22 protein-coding genes are annotated in these 19320 nt (G+C 44.4%); 21 read left to right on the top strand and 1 reads right to left on the bottom strand.

The features are described from left to right. The first annotated feature begins 18 nt into the window (after positions 1-18). The 13 genes from mmgD (at position 19) to LOZ80_RS12755 (ending at position 10538) form a co-directional block, all read left to right on the top strand. Positions 19-1146 (top strand): citrate synthase, encoded by a 1128-nt coding sequence (gene mmgD, locus LOZ80_RS12815; protein ID WP_238171799.1) that lies wholly within the window; start codon positions 19-21, stop codon positions 1144-1146. An 18-nt stretch (positions 1147-1164) separates the two neighbouring features. Beyond that, the gene (locus tag LOZ80_RS12810) at positions 1165-2613 is read left to right on the top strand and encodes a bifunctional 2-methylcitrate dehydratase/aconitate hydratase (RefSeq protein ID WP_238171798.1); all 1449 of its coding nucleotides are present in this window, start codon (positions 1165-1167) and stop codon (positions 2611-2613) included. Between the two features lie 38 nt (positions 2614-2651). Beyond that, positions 2652-3575: a methylisocitrate lyase gene (prpB, locus tag LOZ80_RS12805; RefSeq protein ID WP_238171797.1), complete on the top strand. Its 924-nt coding sequence runs from the start codon at positions 2652-2654 to the stop codon at positions 3573-3575. Continuing rightward, a complete protein-coding gene (locus LOZ80_RS12800; protein WP_238171796.1) occupies positions 3572-4750 on the top strand; it encodes an acetyl-CoA C-acetyltransferase in 1179 nt (392 codons plus the stop codon). The genes prpB and LOZ80_RS12800 overlap by 4 nt, the downstream gene beginning before the upstream one ends. Before the next feature lie 26 nt (positions 4751-4776). After that, entirely contained in the window at positions 4777-5625 is an 849-nt protein-coding gene (locus tag LOZ80_RS12795) for a 3-hydroxybutyryl-CoA dehydrogenase (protein WP_238171795.1), read from the top strand. Between the two features lie 240 nt (positions 5626-5865). Next, the gene (locus LOZ80_RS12790) at positions 5866-6177 is read left to right on the top strand and encodes a hypothetical protein (RefSeq protein WP_238171794.1); all 312 of its coding nucleotides are present in this window, start codon (positions 5866-5868) and stop codon (positions 6175-6177) included. 143 nt (positions 6178-6320) lie between these two features. After that, positions 6321-7364 (top strand): rod shape-determining protein, encoded by a 1044-nt coding sequence (locus tag LOZ80_RS12785; protein ID WP_238171793.1) that lies wholly within the window; start codon positions 6321-6323, stop codon positions 7362-7364. Positions 7365-7379: 15 nt separating this feature from the next. Continuing rightward, positions 7380-7769, top strand: a complete 390-nt coding sequence (locus tag LOZ80_RS12780; protein ID WP_238171792.1) for a DUF1871 family protein — start codon at positions 7380-7382, stop codon at positions 7767-7769. A gap of 66 nt (positions 7770-7835) precedes the next feature. Then, the gene (locus LOZ80_RS12775) at positions 7836-8096 is read left to right on the top strand and encodes a hypothetical protein (RefSeq protein WP_238171791.1); all 261 of its coding nucleotides are present in this window, start codon (positions 7836-7838) and stop codon (positions 8094-8096) included. Between the two features lie 123 nt (positions 8097-8219). Next, the gene (locus tag LOZ80_RS12770; protein ID WP_238171790.1) at positions 8220-9194 is read left to right on the top strand and encodes an acetylxylan esterase; all 975 of its coding nucleotides are present in this window, start codon (positions 8220-8222) and stop codon (positions 9192-9194) included. 6 nt (positions 9195-9200) lie between these two features. Further along, complete coding sequence (locus LOZ80_RS12765) at positions 9201-9458, top strand: DUF2164 domain-containing protein (protein ID WP_238171789.1); 258 nt, start codon at positions 9201-9203, stop codon at positions 9456-9458. Between the two features lie 15 nt (positions 9459-9473). Beyond that, the gene (locus LOZ80_RS12760) at positions 9474-9893 is read left to right on the top strand and encodes a GTP pyrophosphokinase (RefSeq protein ID WP_189019752.1); all 420 of its coding nucleotides are present in this window, start codon (positions 9474-9476) and stop codon (positions 9891-9893) included. A gap of 177 nt (positions 9894-10070) precedes the next feature. Continuing rightward, positions 10071-10538 carry a CcdC protein domain-containing protein gene (locus tag LOZ80_RS12755; protein ID WP_238171788.1) on the top strand — a complete coding sequence of 156 codons (468 nt, stop codon included), beginning with the start codon at positions 10071-10073 and terminating at the stop codon, positions 10536-10538. On the opposite strand, the gene LOZ80_RS12750 is transcribed toward LOZ80_RS12755, so the two are convergent. Continuing rightward, a complete protein-coding gene (locus LOZ80_RS12750) occupies positions 10531-10875 on the bottom strand; it encodes a DUF1904 family protein (protein ID WP_238171787.1) in 345 nt (114 codons plus the stop codon). The genes LOZ80_RS12755 and LOZ80_RS12750 overlap by 8 nt on opposite strands. A gap of 223 nt (positions 10876-11098) precedes the next feature. On the opposite strand from LOZ80_RS12750, the gene LOZ80_RS12745 reads away from it, so the two are divergent. From LOZ80_RS12745 to LOZ80_RS12710, 8 genes are all read left to right on the top strand, one after another. Further along, a complete protein-coding gene (locus LOZ80_RS12745) occupies positions 11099-11458 on the top strand; it encodes a hypothetical protein (RefSeq protein ID WP_238171786.1) in 360 nt (119 codons plus the stop codon). A 54-nt stretch (positions 11459-11512) separates the two neighbouring features. Beyond that, complete coding sequence (locus tag LOZ80_RS12740; RefSeq protein WP_238171785.1) at positions 11513-11929, top strand: Rrf2 family transcriptional regulator; 417 nt, start codon at positions 11513-11515, stop codon at positions 11927-11929. A 101-nt stretch (positions 11930-12030) separates the two neighbouring features. Beyond that, on the top strand, positions 12031-12897 hold the full coding sequence (locus LOZ80_RS12735; protein WP_238171784.1) for an SDR family oxidoreductase: 867 nt from the start codon (positions 12031-12033) through the stop codon (positions 12895-12897). A 158-nt stretch (positions 12898-13055) separates the two neighbouring features. Then, on the top strand, positions 13056-13616 hold the full coding sequence (locus LOZ80_RS12730; RefSeq protein WP_238171783.1) for a CBO0543 family protein: 561 nt from the start codon (positions 13056-13058) through the stop codon (positions 13614-13616). 250 nt (positions 13617-13866) lie between these two features. After that, positions 13867-14991: a hypothetical protein gene (locus tag LOZ80_RS12725; protein ID WP_238171782.1), complete on the top strand. Its 1125-nt coding sequence runs from the start codon at positions 13867-13869 to the stop codon at positions 14989-14991. A gap of 15 nt (positions 14992-15006) precedes the next feature. Further along, complete coding sequence (wsfD, locus tag LOZ80_RS12720) at positions 15007-16491, top strand: glycan biosynthesis hexose transferase WsfD (RefSeq protein WP_238171781.1); 1485 nt, start codon at positions 15007-15009, stop codon at positions 16489-16491. A gap of 13 nt (positions 16492-16504) precedes the next feature. Beyond that, entirely contained in the window at positions 16505-18067 is a 1563-nt protein-coding gene (locus LOZ80_RS12715) for a hypothetical protein (RefSeq protein ID WP_238171780.1), read from the top strand. Then, positions 18064-19314 (top strand): glycosyltransferase, encoded by a 1251-nt coding sequence (locus LOZ80_RS12710; RefSeq protein ID WP_238171779.1) that lies wholly within the window; start codon positions 18064-18066, stop codon positions 19312-19314. Before LOZ80_RS12715 ends, LOZ80_RS12710 begins: the two co-directional genes overlap by 4 nt. Positions 19315-19320: the final 6 nt, after the last annotated feature.

The raw sequence follows: 19320 nt of genomic DNA, 5'->3' as shown, positions 1-19320 counted from the left end.
AGGAAGGGAGTGCATGAGATGAGTGATTTGCACCGACCTGGACTTGAAAATGTCATTGCCAGTGAAACAGCCATTTCGTACTTGGATGTGGATCAAGAAGAAATCGTGATTCGTGGGTATGATTTGATCGAACTTGCTCAGAACGTAACCTATTTGGACATTGTGGGACTGCTTCTTTACGATGTTTTGCCTAGTGAACGGGGGCGAAAGGATCTTGAAGGGGATATCCAGAGGGAATATGACCTTCCTCAGAACGTGTGTTCTGTTCTTGCTTTATTGCCACCTCAGGCTCATGCCATGGATGTATTGCGCACAGGGATTTCGACTTTAGCCAGTTACGATCCGGAGTTGGATGATCGATCTCATGAGGCAAATGTGCGCAAAGCGCTGCGGTTGCTTGCCAAAGTGCCGCAAATTGTCGCTTATGGCTATCGAGCCAAGTGCAGCCAGCCGTTCATTGAACCGCGGAAAGATCTATCTTATACCGCTAATTTCTTGTATCTGATGACGGGACATGTCCCAACGCAATTGGAAACGGATATTTTTGATCAGTCACTTATCGTCTATAGTGAGCACGAGATGCCGAATTCAACTTTCGCTGCAAGGGTCATCGCTTCAACGCAATCGGATATCTACGGAGCATTAACTGGCGCGGTTGCCTCGCTGAAAGGGACCCTGCATGGGGGAGCTAATGAAGCCGTGATGGCTATGCTATTGGAAGCAGGAACAGAAGAGAAGCTGGAGTCTATCCTCTTGGCTAAGCTGCAAAAGCGGGAACGCATCATGGGGTTTGGACATCGCGTTTATATGAAAAAGGCGGATCCACGCGCAATTCTTATGAAAACGGCGTTAAATGAGCTAGCCATACTCAAAAATCAGCCTCAGCTATACAACATGTGTGTCCGAGGGGAAGAAGTCATGAAGCGGGAGAAGAATCTGCATCCCAATCTGGACTACTATGCAGCCCCTGTCTATTATTTGTTAGGGATTCCTATTGAGTTGTTCACACCCGTGTTTCTGGCAGCCCGTACGGTTGGGATTTGTGCACATGTGATTGAGCAGCATGATCATAATCGGCTTTACCGCCCGCGCGTGAGCTATACAGGACCACGAAATCTGCATCCTTTCACGGCGGAGAGTCTTTAAGAGAAAGGATGGATGTCGATGAGTAGCTTTGGTTACTCGGATGCTAAAGCACTATCCTTTGATCCATTAATAGAGGAAATTGCCGAGTATACACTGAACGCAAAGATCGAAAGCGCGGAAGCTTTTCGAATTGCCCGATATGTCTTACTGGATTCTATTGGAACCGGACTGCTGGCATTACGCTTTCCTGAATGTACGAAGCATTTGGGTCCTGTTGTCCCAGGTGCCTATTTGCCAGGGGGAGCCCGCGTTCCGGGCACCAGGTATGAGTTAGAGCCGATTCATGCGGCCTTTAATATTGGCTGTATGATTCGTTGGCTGGATTATAACGATACATGGCTTGCAGCTGAATGGGGGCATCCATCTGATAATTTGGGCAGCATCATTGCACTTGCCGATTATATAAGCCGCTGTAGGATCAGCGAAGGGAAAGCTCCTTTTCTTGTCAAAGATGTTCTGAACATGTCCATCAAAGCCCACGAAATTCAAGGCGTGCTTGCGCTGGAAAACAGCTTGAATCGTGTGGGCTTAGATCATGTACATCTGGTCAAAGTCGCCTCTACGGCTGTGTCGACCGCGATGTTGGGAGGAAACAAGGAGGCAATAGGCAGCGCGATTTCCCAGGCATGGATCGATGGAGCCAGTCTGCGAACCTATCGTCATGCCCCGAATACGGGCTCGCGCAAATCGTGGGCTGCCGGTGATGCTACGAGCCGCGCGGTGCGACTGGCTTACATGACGATCGGTGGTGAAATAGGGTACACCACGGCGCTAACCGCCAAAACCTGGGGTTTTCAAGACGCTTTGTTTCAAGGGAAAACGCTCACTCTAGGGAGAACGCTTGACTCATATGTCATGGAGCATATTCTTTTTAAAATCTCCTATCCGGCTGAGTTTCACGCCCAAACTGCGGTCGAATGCGCGCTTGAACTGTATCCGTTGGTTCATAACCGTTTGTCAGATATCGCTGTAATCACGTTGACGACGCATCAATCTGCAATGCGAATTATTGATAAACAGGGTCCGCTTCATAATCCTGCTGATCGTGACCATTGTTTGCAGTACATGGTAGCCATCGGGTTGCTTTATGGCACATTAACAGCTGAACATTACGAAGATGACATAGCCCAAGATCCACAGATTGATCAACTTCGCGAGAAAATGATCGTGGTAGAAGATCCGCAGTACAGTTTGGATTATTTGGATCCAGATAAACGTTCAATTGCAAATGCGATTCAAATTCACTATAAGGATGGCACATCAACAGATAAAGTCGTCTGTGAATATCCGCTCGGTCACCGCAAACGGCGGGAGGAAGGGTTGCCTAAGGTAAGAGATAAATTTGAAGCCAATTTATTAACCCGCTTTCCTAAGCGCAAAGCCAGTGAGATTATGGAGCTTAGTGTAGATGAAGATCGCTTGCTTCAAATGCCTTTTCATGAATTCATGACCCATTTTGTTATTTGAAGCCGTAAGACTGGCAACAAGCCAAGGAGGAGGGGACTATGTCCTGGCTGATTGAAGATGAGCCCGATCAACGCCAGCTTGCTGCTTTATTTCGAGAGGCTGTAGAAGCGGGGCCAATTGTCAAAATCCCCGGAACGCATGACGGGATGGCTGCGAGATTAGCCAAGCAAGCAGGGTTCAAGGCAATCTATTTATCAGGAGCTGCCTACACCGCCAGCAGAGGGCTGCCTGATTTGGGTTTGATTTACTCCAACGAAGTAGCAGAGCGTGCTCGTGAACTAATTCGCGCAGCGGGGCTTCCTTTGCTGGTCGATATTGATACGGGGTATGGTGGGGTCCTGAACGTGGCTCGCACAGCAAAGGAAATGGTGGAAGCCAAGGTCGCTGCCGTGCAAATCGAGGACCAAGATATGCCTAAGAAATGCGGGCATTTAAACGGGAAGAAGCTCATTTCATGTGAAGAAATGGTACAAAAAATATTAACAATCAAAGCGGTGAGTCCAACGCTGTATCTCGTCGCCAGAACGGATGCCAGAAGCGTTCACGGCATGGAAGAAGCGATTGCACGAGCAAAACGCTACCTGGCCGCTGGCGCTGACGCAATATTTCCTGAGGCTTTGGCCAATCAAGATGAGTTTAAGCAGTTCGCACAAGCCGTGCAATGCCCTCTATTGGCAAATATGACAGAGTTCGGTCGAACGCCCTATTATACAGCCGAACAGTTCGAAAGCTGGGGATATCGAATGGTGATTTATCCCGTGACTTCACTCCGGGTCGCGGCCAAGGCGATCGAGAATGTCTTGGCAGAAATTAATCAAACAGGGACCCAGATTGCCTCGCTTCCTGCCATGCAAACACGCGGTGAATTGTACAAGGCAATTCGGTATGCCGATTATGAAGCCTTGGATAAGCAAATCGCCAAAACGGTCCTGCCTGAAGAGACGGGGGGGCGAAGTGAATGAGGCAAAGTGTTATTGTAAGCGCGGCTCGGACGCCATTCGCTAAATTTGGTGGAGCTCTGAAGGATGTTCCAGCAGTCATGCTTGGCGGAATTGCCATGAAGGAGGCAATTAGACGTTCATCGCTGGATCCAACGATGATTGATGAAGTTATCATGGGGATGGTGCTGCAAGGCGGAGCAGGCCAAATACCTTCTCGGCAGGCGGCGCGCTTAGCAGGACTAGATTGGTCCGTTACCACTGAGACGATAAACAAAGTATGTGCTTCTGGTATGCGAAGTGTGACACTTGCCGATCAAATTATCCGTTCGGGCGATGCGGAGGCGATTGTTGCAGGCGGGATGGAGAGTATGAGCAATGCTCCGTACTTGCTGCCAAGTATCCGTTGGGGAGCTCGGATGGGCGATCAGCGGATCATGGATCTTATGCAGCATGATGGTCTGATGTGCCCGTTTCATCAGGTTCAGATGTTCGTGCACGGCAGTGAGGTCGCCGATGAATTCGCTATAGATCGTCAATCTCAGGATGCATGGGCGCTTCGCAGTCACCTAAGAGCTATCCGAGCTATACGGAACGGTTATATGGCTGAGGAGATTGTTCCTGTAGACATCCCAACGAAGCAAGGGACGCTTGCGATTACAGAAGATGAAGGTCCTCGCCCAGATACAAGTCTTCTCAAGCTCTCGGCATTGCCCGCGCTAGTGAAGAATGGGACGATAACCGCAGGCAATGCGCCGAGTGTTAATGACGGTGCAGCGGCTCATTTGCTCATGTCCAAAGATAAAGCCATCGAACAAGGGATAGTGCCGCTTGCAACGATAGTAGGCCATGCAACCGTAGGTGAGCGTGCGCCATATATTGCGATTACACCTGCCTTGGCCATCCAAAAAGTCCTGCGCCAAACGGGGATTTCACTCGATCAAATCGACAGATTTGAAGTGAATGAAGCATTTGCAGCGGTCTTGCTGACCTGTAAGCAGCAGCTGGGGTGGAACTCCGAACGAGTCAATGTGAATGGCGGAGCCATTGCACTTGGCCATCCCCTCGGCGCAAGCGGGGCCCGCATCATTTTAACACTGATTCACGAGCTGCGCCGACTAGGGGGAGGATATGGGATTGCGGCTATTTGCAGTGGAGCCGCCCAGGGGGATGCGATTCTGCTCAAAGTAGATGGGTAATTCCATGTGAATGGAGAGGTGATCCGATGAACATTCAAACCATCATGGTCGTTGGTGCAGGTCAAATGGGAAGCGGGATTGCTCAAGTAGCTGCAGCTTCAGGCATGAAGGTGTTCCTGCATGATACGTCATCAGAAATGCTGAACAAAGGTTTGATATCCATTAACAGCCAGCTTCATCGACAGGTTGAAAAAGGAAAGATAACGGCAGATCGTAAAGCTGAGATTCTAAGTCACATTCATTTAGCGGAGTTTTTGGAACAAGCCGAGCAGGCGGATCTTGTGATTGAAGCCATTTCAGAAAATATGGCTTTGAAAGCCTTGTTATTCCATCGCTTGGATAGCCTATGCCGACCGGCAACAATCTTAGCCACCAATACGTCATCGCTTCCCATTTCAGAAATTGCCGCCGTAACCAGAAGGCCATCGCATGTAATTGGCATGCATTTTATGAATCCTGTGCCCATCATGCCTCTTGTGGAAGTGATCCGCGGATTGGAAACCTCACAAATTGTCTTTGATGAGATATATCAGCTGAGTGAGAAGCTGGGTAAAATCCCAGTTGAGGTGAACGATTTTCCTGGTTTCGTATCCAATCGTATTCTAATGCCAATGATCAATGAAGCCATTTTTACCGTGTATGAAGGTGTGGCTACGGCCGAATCGGTGGATAAGGTGATGAAACTGGGAATGAACCATCCGATGGGGCCATTGGAGTTAGCGGATTTTATTGGATTGGATACCTGTCTCTCCATAATGGAAATCTTGTATGACGGATTCAAGGATCCCAAATACCGACCATGCCCGCTGCTGCGGAAATATGTCAAGGCAGGACGCTTAGGTCGTAAATCCGGGCATGGATTTTATGTGTATTAGAATAAGAGGAGGGACAGGTGAAGGCTGCTCAAACTGTCCCTTTTTTAATTGACTAGGTAGGCATATAATGGTAGTTATTTGAACCCGGGTCATGGCTGAACAAGCCTGTCAAAACGTGATGGATACTTTACAGGTATTTGATGCGTATGAGGAATTATCCGTGCTTGATCTTGGCAGCGGTGTAGGCCGTAATAGCATTCCGATCGCTCAATCATTGAAATCTCGTGGTGGACAAGTCGTATGCGTGGATATCAAATATTTACGGATGTCATTCGGAAAATGGTGCGCGGCACGAAAGTTAATGGCATTAACTGTCTTATCGTAAATACCAATTGTCAGGAGATAGATTTGTTGTCAGGCAGCTTGCTTGAACCGATGATGGAAGTGAATCTGGCAACGGAAAAGGCGGAGAAAATCTTCGCCGAGGCTTATCAGGGTTGGGACATTACTTATACGACAATCAAGCAATTAGAGTTTGCAATTGAGCGTAATGAACGGCCCGTGCTGCTCAAAAGTGATTGTATAACGTATGTTGCACGCCGAGTAAACTAGTTATTGCGATGCACAAAGTTTTATAATACCCCCGTAGAATGGAAACGAAATGCGAACAACTATTGGGTATGCAGTCCATACATAATCAACTAATATACCGCTACTATGGGCAATGTCTATGAAACAGCGAGAAGGAGCGAGTCATGTTAAAGAGAATGGAAGAACTGTTCGGTGTTGATTTGGGCACCTGCAATACGCTGATTTACCAACAACGCAGAGGTATCGTTCTGCAAGAACCGTCTGTCGTCGCCATCCAAACGGATACGGGAGAAATTAAGGCTTTTGGTCAGGAAGCTTATGAAATGATCGGGAGAACACCTGCGAATGTAGAGGTCATTTATCCTTTGAAGGATGGTGTCATTGCTAATTTCGATATGACCTTAGCGATGCTTAAATATTTTATTGGCAAAATAAAAAGTGGTTTTCGTTGGTTTCGCAGCTTCCATGTCCTGATTTCTGTCCCTTGCGGCATTACGAATGTGCAGAAACGTGCCGTGGAAGAAATGATCGTCCACAAAGGTGCAAGACGTTCAGCAACAGTGGAAGAACCGCTTGCTGCAGCTATGGGCGCTGGACTGCCTGTTGAGGAACCGATCGGGAGTATGGTGCTTGATATCGGCGGTGGAACTAGCCAGGTTGCTATCATTTCTCTTGGAGGCATTGTTGTCAGTGAAGCTATCCGCCGTGGCGGTATGTCAATTGATCAAGATATCATTGAATATGTGAAGCGAACGTATAACATTATCATTGGCGAGCGTACCGCTGAGGATATTAAGAAGACGGTTGCGGCGGTTATGATGCCAGTTAAGGATATCCAAATGAACATCCGTGGGCGTGACCTTATGGAAGGATTGCCTACTAGTTTGACCATTTCATCGAATGAAATTTATGATATTCTGAATGATTTCATGCAATCGTTACTGGAGTGCATCCGTTTGGCGATGGAGAAATGTCCGCCGGAGCTTGCCGGTGATGTGATGGAACAAGGCATTTTGCTTTGCGGTGGAGGCGCTCTATTAGAAGGATTAGACAAGCGTTTACAGCTAGAGTTAGGCGTGCCGGTTCATTTAGCGGAAGATCCTATGGCTTGTATTGCTCTTGGGACAGGGAAAATGATAAACTTCAATGGGGCGATTATTGACCGGTCTATCAAAGTGATGGAAGAGGATCGGGAAAGCGTCCAATAAAGGAGGCTTTTTCCATTGAAATTCAGAGCAGTTTCTGAGCAGACCCGAATGAATTATATGATGTGGAGCATAAAAAGGGAGATTCTCAAGGAGAATGCCTATTTGCTTTCGCTTACTTATGACCCGACACCTATCATGAATAGAGTGAGCCAGATTATCGATGCCTGGGATCCTATTGGACTATTGGATGAGCATAGTCTTGACGATGAGTATGAAGGGGAAGCCCGTACGATTACCATTTTTATATCGAAGCACCTCCAAGATCTGAATTCGCAAACTCTTAGCAAGGAAATCCAGAAGGTGTTTCGGCGGTCGTTCCTTGATGAATTTCAAGATGAGGAAGCCTGTTCGGAAATTGCAGCCGCGATGATTCTTTCCCTGCAGGAGAGCCATTCACTAGGGTGATTTCTGTTGCAATAACCTGACATTTATAAGAGAATAGATCGAAGGCTAGTGAAATGGGGTGTTGCAATGAGTGAAATGCTGAACAAATATTGTGCGAAACTATTCGGTAAAACCGGTGTCATTATTGAAATTGGTGTCGTCAAGAAAGTTACGAATCGGACTATTCATGTCGATTGGGGCAAGAAAACATGGATCTATCAAAACAAAGATTTCATATGGGTTCCATTGACTAAGGAAGAATTCGAAACGAGATACAAGAAGCCCAAATTCTCCGATGGCGCGTTAATCCGGGCTGCTGAGTTAGAACTCAAGATTACGTATAATTAAGCTGTCTTACAACCGCGCTATGGGTAATTGCCATTGCGCGATTTTTTTATTTTACCGTTTTTCCGAAACTTGGTAAAATGAGTAGGAAGTGAAATTTGCCTAGGAAAGAGGTTGACGAACCACTTGAATGCAATTCAGAAACGAATAGATGAGCTTCAACTGCTCAATCCCCCTTTGACAGCAAGAGAAGATCTCGATGAGTTTTGGCATAGAACGTTGGAAGACGGTCAAGCAAGACCATTGAATGGCAGCCGCATACAGCAACCGAGCCCACTGCGCTATGTGAATTCCTATCGTGTAACGTATGAAGGTTATGATGATACTCCGATTCATGGCTGGTTTCTGGTGCCCACTTTCGTAACTGGAAAGCTGCCCTGTGTAATTATCTATCCCGGATATACGGGGGGGAGCGGGCGCCCAGAAGATTATGGCCAGTGGTTATTAATGGGGATCGCTGTCTTTGCCGTAGATGTCCGCGGTCAGGGAGGCGATACAGGCAACCATCTTCCACAAACGTCAGGGATGACGAGAGGCTGGATAACCCAAGGAATTCTGGATAAAGAGACCTGTTATTATAAAGCGATTGCGGTGGACAGCCTCAAAGCTGTGGATTGGGTGTATGCACAACCAGAGATTGATCCCGCTAAAATCGGACTTGTTGGCGGCAGTCAAGGTGGTGGACTTGTCCTTCTTACAGCAGCATTAAGTGATAAAGCTTCACTTACCCTAGCGAATATCCCCAATATGTGTCATCTCGACCATGGTGTGCTGAATTCAACAGGCTCCTTGACGGAGGTCGCGCAATACATTGAACGTAATCCGGATAAGCTGGATCAAGTTCTGGCAACGCTTAGTTACTTCGACATGCTGAATTTGGCTGACCGTATTCGCACACCGATTCTCATGTCTGTTGGACTTAAGGACACCGTCTGTTTGCCAGAAACGATTTATCCCGTATACAATCGCATACCAAGTGAAAAATACATACATGCTTACCCGTTCACAGGACATTTGGTGACGAGTCATCATAACCGCTTGATGCTGGATTTCGTTGCTAAGAAGTGGGCTTTAGAAGGGAATGCAAGAGACGGAGAGTGAGTCACCTTGTTAAAATTGAAGTTGGAAAAAGAGCAGAAGGATCAACTTATTAGTCATGTTCAAACGTACTTTTATGAGGAGAGATCAGAAGAAATCGGCGCACTTTCCGCAGAATTTTTATTGGATTATATGATCGCAGAAATTGGACCTTATATTTATAATCAAGCTATTCAAGATGCTTTGAAACTTGTTGGTGATAAGATGGTTGCCTTAGAAGACGATCTTCATGCGATTGAGAAACCGCTACAAACGAAACGAAGATAATGGAGAGATAGCAGCATGAGTACGTTAACCAAAGCAATTTTCATCGCAGCTAAGGCTCATGATGGTCAAACGGATAAAGGCGGCAATCCTTACATTCTGCATCCGATCAGGTTGGCCAGCAAGGCGGAGACAACAGAAGAATCGATCGTGGCTGTTTTGCATGATGTTGTGGAAGACTCAGACATCACCTTGTTCGATTTGAAAAAAGAAGGGTTTTCCTCGTCCATCATTGAGGCGCTGGACTGCTTAACCAGAAGAGCTGACGAATCTTATGCCCAATTCATCCAACGGATTAAATTGAATCCGCTAGCTACGCAAGTCAAATTATTGGATCTAGAAGACAATAGCAACATAAGTCGAATTCCTAACCCTACGGATTCTGACTATGAGCGAATGGATACATACAAACAGGCTATAGCGGCTCTCCGATTCTAAAATAAGTATGCTTTAACCATGAAAGCACCGGTCTATCAGAAGGAAGTTCTTCTAACTGACCGGTGCTTTTTAACATGACATAAGTCATCTTGGTTTGGTTACTATGTTCACTGTTGGTTCAATCCTAAATGAGTGATACTTAATTAATAGAAAGAACAACTTTTAGGAGGAAATAACATGAACTCAACTGTATCCCTAAGTATCTCCATTTTGATTTTTATTTTGATCCTTCGCGGGCAATTCCGCGGCACTCAAAAACCGATTAAAAGATCAGGCACACCTCTATTATTGCCCATTCTGTATATTTCTACTTCTCTATTTCAATTGTTTGATCCGAAATTACACATACAAAGCGTTCAAGTCATTACGGCGTTAGCCATAGGCATCGTCGTTGCTATTCCCCTTATTATGACAACCAAGTTTGAAGTAAAAGCGGATGGCACTTATTTCAAACGAAGCAAAGCAGTCATTGTGATTCTGATCGCGATCTTTGCATTCCGATTCGTGCTCATGGAGACGATAACGAATATGGATGCTTCAACACTTGCTTTCTTCTTTAATTTGGTGACGTTAAGCTACATCGCAGTCTGGCGCATGGTTACCTTCAGTAAATTTCGCCGTGTTTCGCAAACCCTTGCTACGTAATTGAAATATGCTCAGAATGATTTGTTTTGAGTGGTTGTCCTTCTTTGTAATATAAATGGGGGGACAATAGAATGAAAAAGATATGCACATCTCCGTACTCATGTTCATCCAAAATACGATAGAGGGCCTGCACAATATCATCATGCATCTCCTGATCTCTCGGAAACATAAGGATTTCCAATGACAGCGGAGAGTTGTTGATTTGCTCAATATGAAGTAGTTCAATCTTTACTTTCTCTGGAAGTACACCTGTAAGCTTGGAGAATTCCTGAATCATAATGGATGAAACAGAGGCAATAAATTCCTTTGGAAAACCTTTGAATCTGAGAAAAGGCATCGTTGTATCCTTCTTTACAATGTGTTAGCAAGCGAGTTTATTAAGTTTAAAGAAAATCAGGAGGAAAAACAAAATCGATATTAGATGAAATCAATCTCATTCATAGATAGATAGACATTGAACGATCTGACTTGCTCATACGTATTATAGGTGTTTCCATAAGAAAGCGGGAACATGCATCATGATTTTTACCAAATAGATGAGGTAATTAGGAGGTAGTTCAATGTCTAGAACAATTGAATTTACAGAGGATGCGTTAATTTTGCATTTATCGGGAATTGTCAGTGCAGCAGCTTTAAGACGCCGTGTTGAAATACCTTATTCGCAGATCAAGCAAGTAACCGTAGATGATTGTAAAATTTCGATGTTTCAATTCCGGGTGGGCACATCGATTGCGGATATCAGGGAAGGCCGCTTCTTAATTGGAGACAGATGGTGCTTTATTTCTTATGAAAATCATAACGATGTTGTTACAATCGAGCTGGAGCAGCATGAATTCGGCAAAGTTGTTTTTCAAACGGAAGATCCAGTGGGGACCAAAGATCAAATTATCGAGCATCTAACTAAGCGGCCAAGAAATTAGGTTTGACTTTTTGAATGGTTAGAACTATACTGGTTACAACCGGTGGGTGATGACATGAAACAAATTAGCAGTCGTTTTTCAATCGCGGTTCATATCCTGTCGCTAGTTGCGACGATTCCTTCGGAATGTACAGGCGATTTCATTGCAGGCAGTGTGAATACGAATCCAGTTATTATTCGTAAAATTATCGGTCTATTGAAGAAAGCCGGTTTTGTAGAAGTCAGAGCAGGGGTAGGCGGAACTTCGTTGCGGAAGCCTGCTGATCAAATTACATTGCTGGATGTTTACAGGGCAGTTGAAGTGATTGAGAATGGGGAATTGTTTAATTTCCACAATCATCCTAATCCCAATTGTCTGGTAGGGTGCAACATTGAAGCCGCACTTCGTGCGGAATTAAGGGATGCTCAAGCAGCTATGGAGCAGCGTCTAGGTCAAGTGACACTGGCACAATTGATCACTAAGTTTAAATAAAAATAGCTCTTCAATGAGCTAATTTTTATATATTTGTTGTAACTGAAATAGTTATAACTAAAGTTGTTCTATCATACTTAATCATCATAGGAGGAATTACAATGAAAATTTTGGTAACAGGTGCGACAGGACAATTGGGAGCAAAAGTGGTTGAGGCTTTACTTGCGACATTACCGGCAGAAAGCTTAGCTGTCAGTGTGAGAGATACGGACAAAGCCTCTGGCTTGCGTGCTCGAGGCGTAGATGTACGCCATGGCGATTTTGATCAACCGACAACTTTGGATGAAGCTTTCACTGGCATAGATCGTTTACTTATCGTATCCACGCAAGGCGATAATGAAACACGAATTCGCCAGCATCAAGCAGCTGTCTCAGCAGCGCAGCGGGCAGGAGTAGGTTTCATTGCTTATACAAGTGTGACAAATGCGGAAGAAACTACACTTTTTCTAGCACCTGTACATCGTGCGACAGAAGATGCCATTCGTAAAACCGGCATTCCGTACGCTTTCCTTCGAAATAACTGGTACATCGAGAACGAAGTAGGCACGATTCAAGGAATCTTAGCTGGTGCACCGTTAGTCACATCAGCGGGTGAAGGGAAAGTCGGTTGGGCTTCCCGCGGCGATTATGCGCAAGCTGCAGCCCAAGTACTGGCAAGCAGCGGGCATGAGAACACGATATATGAGCTGTCAGGCCAACCTATCTCACATGCAGATTTGGCAAAAATTCTGGGAGAGGCACTCAATCGCGAAGTTCAGGTCCAGCAAGTAGATGATGAAACTTATGGCACAATTATGGCCGGAGCAGGTGTTCCAGAACCGGTTGTTCCTATCCTAGTGGCGATCCAAAGTGGAATTCGAGATGGAGTTTTGGATGTAGTTAGCTCGGATCTTGAGACTTTGCTTGGTCGTAAAGCAACTCCTTTGCAAGAAGCGATTAAGGAAATCGTTGCTAATCTGAATGCCTAATTATATCGCTATTTAATTGAAGAGAGCTGCCCTTTCTGCCATCATTTTGGCTTTCTGGGCAGCTTTTTTTAGGAATTGAGTTGAAACCTCTGGGGAATATTATGTCCGAAGAGATCGTCGGCGTGATGAACTAGGACAACCATGAGGAGGCAAGGAAAGTGGAGAAATGGCTGATAAGAACTTTGTTCGTAAGCTCAATGGCTTCAATGCCATTTATTTTGAAAAGAAAAAATCTATTAATGTACTTAACCATTTTCTTTGCAAAAGGGGTACTATCGACTTCAATGGATTCGTATTTTATTAAAAGGAATAGAATTTCTTACCCCGTACGACCGTTCTCCAAAACTTTTGATACCAATGTGTTGTATGATTTATTGTTTTATCCCCTGCTGAGTGTGATCTGGGTCAGATATACCTATCACAGTAAGCCTCGTGAGTTGATTATAAGAAGTTTATATTTCAGTGTCCCGATGTCTCTGTTGCAGTGGGCTTTGGAGAAGAAAACGAAATTGTTTAATTGGAAGTCGTGGTCCGTTTTCCATACGTTCGCTTCGATTAATTTCACCTTGTTCACCATTAGGGGGTTCGTTGGGCTTGTAAGACGAATGATGCCAACCCAAGCGCTGCCAACCATGGCGCATAGAACGGAACCCGTTCTACCAACGCATATGAAGATGTCCAATTCGGTTGACGACTCGAATCCCGCTCAGTTCGCTTGACTCAACACCATTCTTGCTTTCAAGAGCCGATCCCTGGGATCGGCTGTTTTTGTGTCTTTTTACAGTAATTCCCTACCGATTCAAAGAGGATTGTGTGATAAACTACAACTGAATGTTTTGAAAGTGTATGAGGCATCTTTTATTAGACAAAATTCGATTTTAAGACCTAAATCATTTATAATAGTAAAGACAATTTTATGCGAAAGCATTCGATAAATAAATTGTTTGCGGTTGGGTAGAGGAGGTTACTATGATTAAGAGACGTTACTTGCTCTGCAGCAGTGTAATCCTTTTTTTGCTGCTTACAGCTTGTCAGGCGGATAGTTCGACTGTTAAACGGCTGGATGCTAAGAACGTCAAAAATTCGTACGGAGAGCAGATGCAGGTCACCCAAAATCGTGACATTTTGTATCAATTTATTACAAAAAAACTTACTGGTAGTTATGGTATCTATACCAATCTACTAGAAACAAATCAAACGAGCGAAGCGGCAACAGGTCACGAAGTGTTGAGTGAATCTGGGGGTCTCTTGATGAGGTATTATGCCTTAACGGGTCAGAAAGAGCGATTCGATGAGCAGTGGCAGCTTGTTAAACAAACTTTTGATCTGTCGACGGGTTTTAGTTATCGCTATAGCCCTAAGTTGCAGAAAAAATTTACCCTTAACGCCTCAGTAGATGATCTGCGAATTATTCGGGCGTTGGCCGAAGCTTCACTTATGTTCCATACGGATGCCTATAAAGCGGAGTTAGAGGCTTACGGGAAACGATTTTACCAAAACAATATCGCAAATGACCAGTTGTATGATTTCTATGATGAAACCTACAAAATGAGGAATACCTTTATTACCTTATGCTACATAGATACCCTATCTTTGAAGCTGCTTGAAGTACCTAAAGCCAATAAATCCAACCTGGAATCAAATATGTTAAAGATTGCCAAGGACGGTTATTTGTCCGATGAGTTTCCCTTTTATCAAACGCGATATGATTACAGAACGCACGCTTACCAATCGGAAAATATCAATACGGTAGAGTCTTTGTTGACCATTTTGAATTTGGCAGAAGTCGGGCAGCAGAAAGACGCAAGTATTCAATTTGTAAAAGAACAAGTGAAAGCCGGAACTTTGGTTGGTCAATACTCAGTAGCAGGAAAGCCTTTGAATGATGTAAGGTCTACAGCCATTTATGCGATGGCAGCCATTCTAGGTTCTGTTATTGGGGATAAGGAATTGTATGAAACTAGTATTCAAAGAATGAATGAGTTTCAAATTCAGGATCAACAAAGCCCCTTATATGGCGGATTCGGAGATACGCAAGTTCAACAAGCTTACTCCTTTGATAATCTGATGGCTTTACTAGCGTTAGCTAACTAGGAGGGAGGGAATGTGATGAACAGCAGCGTTATGCGAGGCGTACTTCGTTACATGTCACCTGCTGCTTTCGCCGCTGCTTGTGTGATGCTGATCTCAGCTATCGCACTTTTTATGCAACCTTATATCGGAATGGCCGATAACGGCGACTTTTTTCGGATTTTATACAGTAACGGACTCTACTTCAACGATCCCAACTATAACAGCCAGTATCTTGGTTTTTTCGTGAAAAATTACGGAATCTATCAATATTATAACGAGAACGGCGCAACGTTATACTCCTCTCAATCATTGTTTATCAAGTCCTCCATGTATGTGAATCACTTTTTTCATGATGCTCAGAACTTTGATATTCGTTATCAAGCTTTGCTGTATCTAGTACTCTATGTAGTCGCTGTTTATTTGTTGGTGGAGGCGCTGACCTGGAAAATATCCAAAAAGAAAGGTTATCTCATCGCAGTCATTGCTATTTTTATTTTAGGTGACACGGGTTATACGGCCTACTTTAATTCCTTTTATAGTGAAAGTGTCGTACTCCTTATGACGGTTCTCCTGTTCGCCGCAGGGTTGCTATTATATCGGAAAAGATATAACGACTACGTCCTGTTAGCTGTATTTGTAATAAGCGCTATCGCTTTAACGACAAGTAAGCAGCAAAATGCTCCGGTAGGCATCATAACTGCTGTTCTAGGCGTTTTCATTATCAATATTCGCAAAAAGCGAAGTTATCGAATCGTTACTCTTATCTCACTCTTTGTCATGCTTGGCGTGGGGATTGGTACTTACGTCCTTATTCCCAAAGAGTTTATCAATATTAACAAGTACCATGCGATGACTCGCGGGGTGCTTATGAATTCCGTTAATCCCGAGAAGACGCTGGAAGCCTTTGGCATTGATAAGCAATATGCGGTTCTAAATGAAAGTTTGTACTATAATCCGTACGCTTCCGTTGATGTAAATTCCAAGATGCTGCAAGACAATTTCTACAGCAAATATGGATTTGGATCGATATTGTCGTACTATATGTCTCATCCTGATCAAGCGGAGAACATGCTCAATCTGGCCGCTCGTGATGGTTTCACGATTAGACCCAAAGCAATGGGGAATTACGAGCAGTCGGTTGGAAAATCATTCGGCGCGCAGACCGTCTTTTTCTCAGGATATAGCCTATTGAAAGACGCCCTTGCACCTAAAACTTTCGGATTCATCATTCTCTGGATTCTGATTGTCCTGGGGTTATACACGCCAGCATTCGTTGCTGCTATCCGTCAACGTCAATGGAGGAGCGCCCTGAGACTCCCGTTAATTGTGATGATGATTCTAATGGGGCTATCCGGTATTTTCGTTTCAATTATCGGGGCAGGTGACGCGGATCTATCGAAGCACGAATTTTTGTTTACATTAACTTTTGATTTGGTGTCTTTATTGACAGTTGTCGATTTATTGGCCAAACGGCTCTGGAACAACGAACCCATTAACGAACTAGGGACAGACGAAAGCTAAGGGAGGGGACGAGATGCAGAATCGGCGAATCTTTCTACTAGGACTCCTACTTCTGATTGTACTTGCAGGATTACCCTATTCCAAAGTTGCTGCAGCTAATACGCCTAAACCGGATTCCGTACTTTTGCTTTACGATAGTGCAGCGATCAGTACGCCAAAGGAAGGAAATGTTGAGGCGCTTGAACGATTGTTGGCTTCCTTTGGAACTCAGGTTACCGTGCTTTCTTACGATCAATATCAAGCCGGGATGTTGATGAAATATTCCAAGGTTATTTCAGTGCGCAACGCAGACGATTTATTTCAATTGCCTGATAGTTATAAGCAGGATTTGGGTAATTATCAGGGAGATTACTTGCATATCGGGAATCAAGTTCCCATGATTGTTCAGCAAGCATTGGGACTTGGTGAACAAATCGTAGAGCAGGATACCGCAAGCCTGAAGATTGGACAGTTGAGTCAAAAAGCGATGATGGTTAATGAGATTTCCTATGTAACCAAGTACACGGGCAAGGCTTATGGCAGTTTTACATCAGACAAACTAAAATCAGCTGCGCCGTATGGCGTTTCCAACGGGAAATATGCTTATATTCCCTATTTGGCAAAAGGAAATTTAACTGAATTGGCCGCGGCCTATTTATTGAGAGATTGGCTGTCAGCAAAGTCGAATCATCAATTTTACTTGCTGCTGGATGAGATTTATCCCTTTTCGAATTTGGGCTTGTTGGATGAAATGGCCGATCGCTTGTATGAGGCAGGCATCCCTTTCATAGCCAATGTGCAGCCGGTTCTTAGCAATCTTGATTATCCAGCCGCGCAGCGTTACCTCGAAACGTTAAAACACGTGCAGTCCCGAAATGGCAGTATCGTTGTGAATGCCCCAGTTGTTGCTTCTACGATCAGCCAGGATATCACTGTTTTGAAATCGGAAATGAGCTCATTCCTTGATGCTTTGGCAGGATACGGTATTGTCCCGCTCGGAGTAGGGTCTGAAATGTATTGGACCTATGATGATCATTATGCAGCCAATGGCTTGTCTTATTTTGATTCCAGCATCCTGTTTCCAAACGAGCATGTCATGTATCGTGCGAGGACTGATAAATCACAAGCTTTCGGATCTTCCGTTTACACGATTCCAGCCGATGATTTGAAAACCTATGTAGCCCAAGGTCAAATCTTGGAACCACTGCCGATGGACGCTGCACTTGTGTATGCATTCCCCGATAACAATAAGAAACTTGATACCCTGATGTCATCTTTGATCCAAGATTGGACGTTATTTTCTAATTACAAGTATGAGGACCACACGGTTCGAACGCAAGTGAATGAAATGGGGTCGGGCAAGGGGCAGCTTCACATTAACGGGCAAACCATTTTGTTAAACAGTGTTCTCAAAGACATCTCAGCGGATCATGCTTATGTCCAAGAAGGCAAGAAAAGTTTAACAAACTTGTTTTCGGTACAAAATAAAGTATTCATTATTTTAATCGCCTCAACACTACTCATTTTCAGCGCTTTTCTATTTATCGGCTACCGTCTCTACAAACGAAAATACACGCATACGGGGAGACAGCTATGACAATTGCAGACATCCTCATGTTAATCTCGGTCATTTGTATCTGGTCATTGCTTCTTGTGAATGTTGTTCTCATTGTCGCCGGTTACCTGTACTACATTGAAATTGAAAATAAACCGCTTCCTCCTTTGAAGGGTGAAACGCCTTTCGTTTCGATCATGGTTCCGGCCCACAATGAGGGGAAAGTGATTATGAAGACCGTTGAATCCTTGCTTGCCCTAGACTATCCGAATGACCGATATGAGATCATCGTCATTAACGATAATTCCTCCGACAACAGCAGTGTATTGCTGGAACATCTTCAATCGAAGTACCCGGAGAGAAATTTGACGATTATCAATACGGATGCAGTGACAGGGGGGAAAGGTAAATCTAACGCGTTGAACATCGGTTTTCAGAAAAGTAAAGGAGAATATATTGCGATCTATGACGCTGATAACACACCGGAGAAGAAGGCGCTGCTCTATTTAGTTTCGGAGATAACTAACGATCCCACACTTGGGGCAGTGATTGGTAAATTCCGCACACGCAATCGAGATGCTAATCTGTTGACGCGATTTATCAATATAGAAACTTTGTCCTTTCAATGGATGGCCCAGGCAGGCAGATGGAAGTTGTTTAAACTGTGCACGATTCCGGGCACGAATTTCATCATGCGGCGAGAGATCGTGGAACGTATCGGAGGTTGGGATGTCAAGGCGATCGCAGAGGATACGGAAATCAGTTTTCGCATTTATATGATGGGCTATCGAATCAAATTTCAGCCCAAATCCGTCACTTGGGAGCAGGAACCTCAAACGGTCAAAGTCTGGTTCAAACAGCGGACAAGGTGGGCGAAAGGTAATATTTATGTCATCGTCAAAAATGTCCCGTTGTTATTCAAAAGATCCGCTCGCAGTATCCGCTTCGATATTATTTATTTTCTTTCGATTTACTTTTTGCTGCTGACTTCGCTCGTCATGTCGGATTTACTTCTTGTGCTTCACGCGCTTGGTTATATAACGACAACGATTGCTAGCTTCAGTTCTTTTTTATGGGTACTTGCGATTACGCTGTTCGTAGTAGGTACCTTCGTAACTCTTGTCACTGAAAAAGGAGAAATGAGGCTATCCAATATATGGATCATAATGCTTATGTACGTATCGTACTGTCAGATGTGGATGGTCGTCGCGGCTTACGGCATGTATACATACTTAAAAGATTTAGTGTTTAAAAGAGAAGTAAAATGGTACAAAACCGAAAGGTTTTAGCTAGGA

This window comes from Paenibacillus sp. HWE-109 (genome assembly GCF_022163125.1).
In the GTDB taxonomy this organism is placed as follows: domain Bacteria; phylum Bacillota; class Bacilli; order Paenibacillales; family NBRC-103111; genus Paenibacillus_E.
The sequence above is the reverse complement of the archived record's forward strand: the minus strand, read 5'-3'. Positions and strand labels throughout refer to the sequence as shown.

Bases quoted from the DNA above. Each gene is read 5' to 3' on its own strand.
- mmgD (WP_238171799.1), top strand. From the start codon at position 19: ATGAGTGATTTGCACCGACCTGGACTTGAAAATGTCATTGCCAGTGAA.
- LOZ80_RS12810 (WP_238171798.1), top strand. From the start codon at position 1,165: ATGAGTAGCTTTGGTTACTCGGATGCTAAAGCACTATCCTTTGATCCA.
- prpB (WP_238171797.1), top strand. From the start codon at position 2,652: ATGTCCTGGCTGATTGAAGATGAGCCCGATCAACGCCAGCTTGCTGCT.
- LOZ80_RS12800 (WP_238171796.1), top strand. From the start codon at position 3,572: ATGAGGCAAAGTGTTATTGTAAGCGCGGCTCGGACGCCATTCGCTAAA.
- LOZ80_RS12795 (WP_238171795.1), top strand. From the start codon at position 4,777: ATGAACATTCAAACCATCATGGTCGTTGGTGCAGGTCAAATGGGAAGC.
- LOZ80_RS12790 (WP_238171794.1), top strand. From the start codon at position 5,866: ATGCGTGGATATCAAATATTTACGGATGTCATTCGGAAAATGGTGCGC.
- LOZ80_RS12785 (WP_238171793.1), top strand. From the start codon at position 6,321: ATGTTAAAGAGAATGGAAGAACTGTTCGGTGTTGATTTGGGCACCTGC.
- LOZ80_RS12775 (WP_238171791.1), top strand. From the start codon at position 7,836: ATGAGTGAAATGCTGAACAAATATTGTGCGAAACTATTCGGTAAAACC.
- LOZ80_RS12760 (WP_189019752.1), top strand. From the start codon at position 9,474: ATGAGTACGTTAACCAAAGCAATTTTCATCGCAGCTAAGGCTCATGAT.
- LOZ80_RS12755 (WP_238171788.1), top strand. From the start codon at position 10,071: ATGAACTCAACTGTATCCCTAAGTATCTCCATTTTGATTTTTATTTTG.
- LOZ80_RS12750 (WP_238171787.1), bottom strand. From the start codon at position 10,875: ATGCCTTTTCTCAGATTCAAAGGTTTTCCAAAGGAATTTATTGCCTCT.
- LOZ80_RS12745 (WP_238171786.1), top strand. From the start codon at position 11,099: ATGTCTAGAACAATTGAATTTACAGAGGATGCGTTAATTTTGCATTTA.
- LOZ80_RS12740 (WP_238171785.1), top strand. From the start codon at position 11,513: ATGAAACAAATTAGCAGTCGTTTTTCAATCGCGGTTCATATCCTGTCG.
- LOZ80_RS12735 (WP_238171784.1), top strand. From the start codon at position 12,031: ATGAAAATTTTGGTAACAGGTGCGACAGGACAATTGGGAGCAAAAGTG.
- LOZ80_RS12725 (WP_238171782.1), top strand. From the start codon at position 13,867: ATGATTAAGAGACGTTACTTGCTCTGCAGCAGTGTAATCCTTTTTTTG.
- wsfD (WP_238171781.1), top strand. From the start codon at position 15,007: ATGAACAGCAGCGTTATGCGAGGCGTACTTCGTTACATGTCACCTGCT.
- LOZ80_RS12715 (WP_238171780.1), top strand. From the start codon at position 16,505: ATGCAGAATCGGCGAATCTTTCTACTAGGACTCCTACTTCTGATTGTA.
- LOZ80_RS12710 (WP_238171779.1), top strand. From the start codon at position 18,064: ATGACAATTGCAGACATCCTCATGTTAATCTCGGTCATTTGTATCTGG.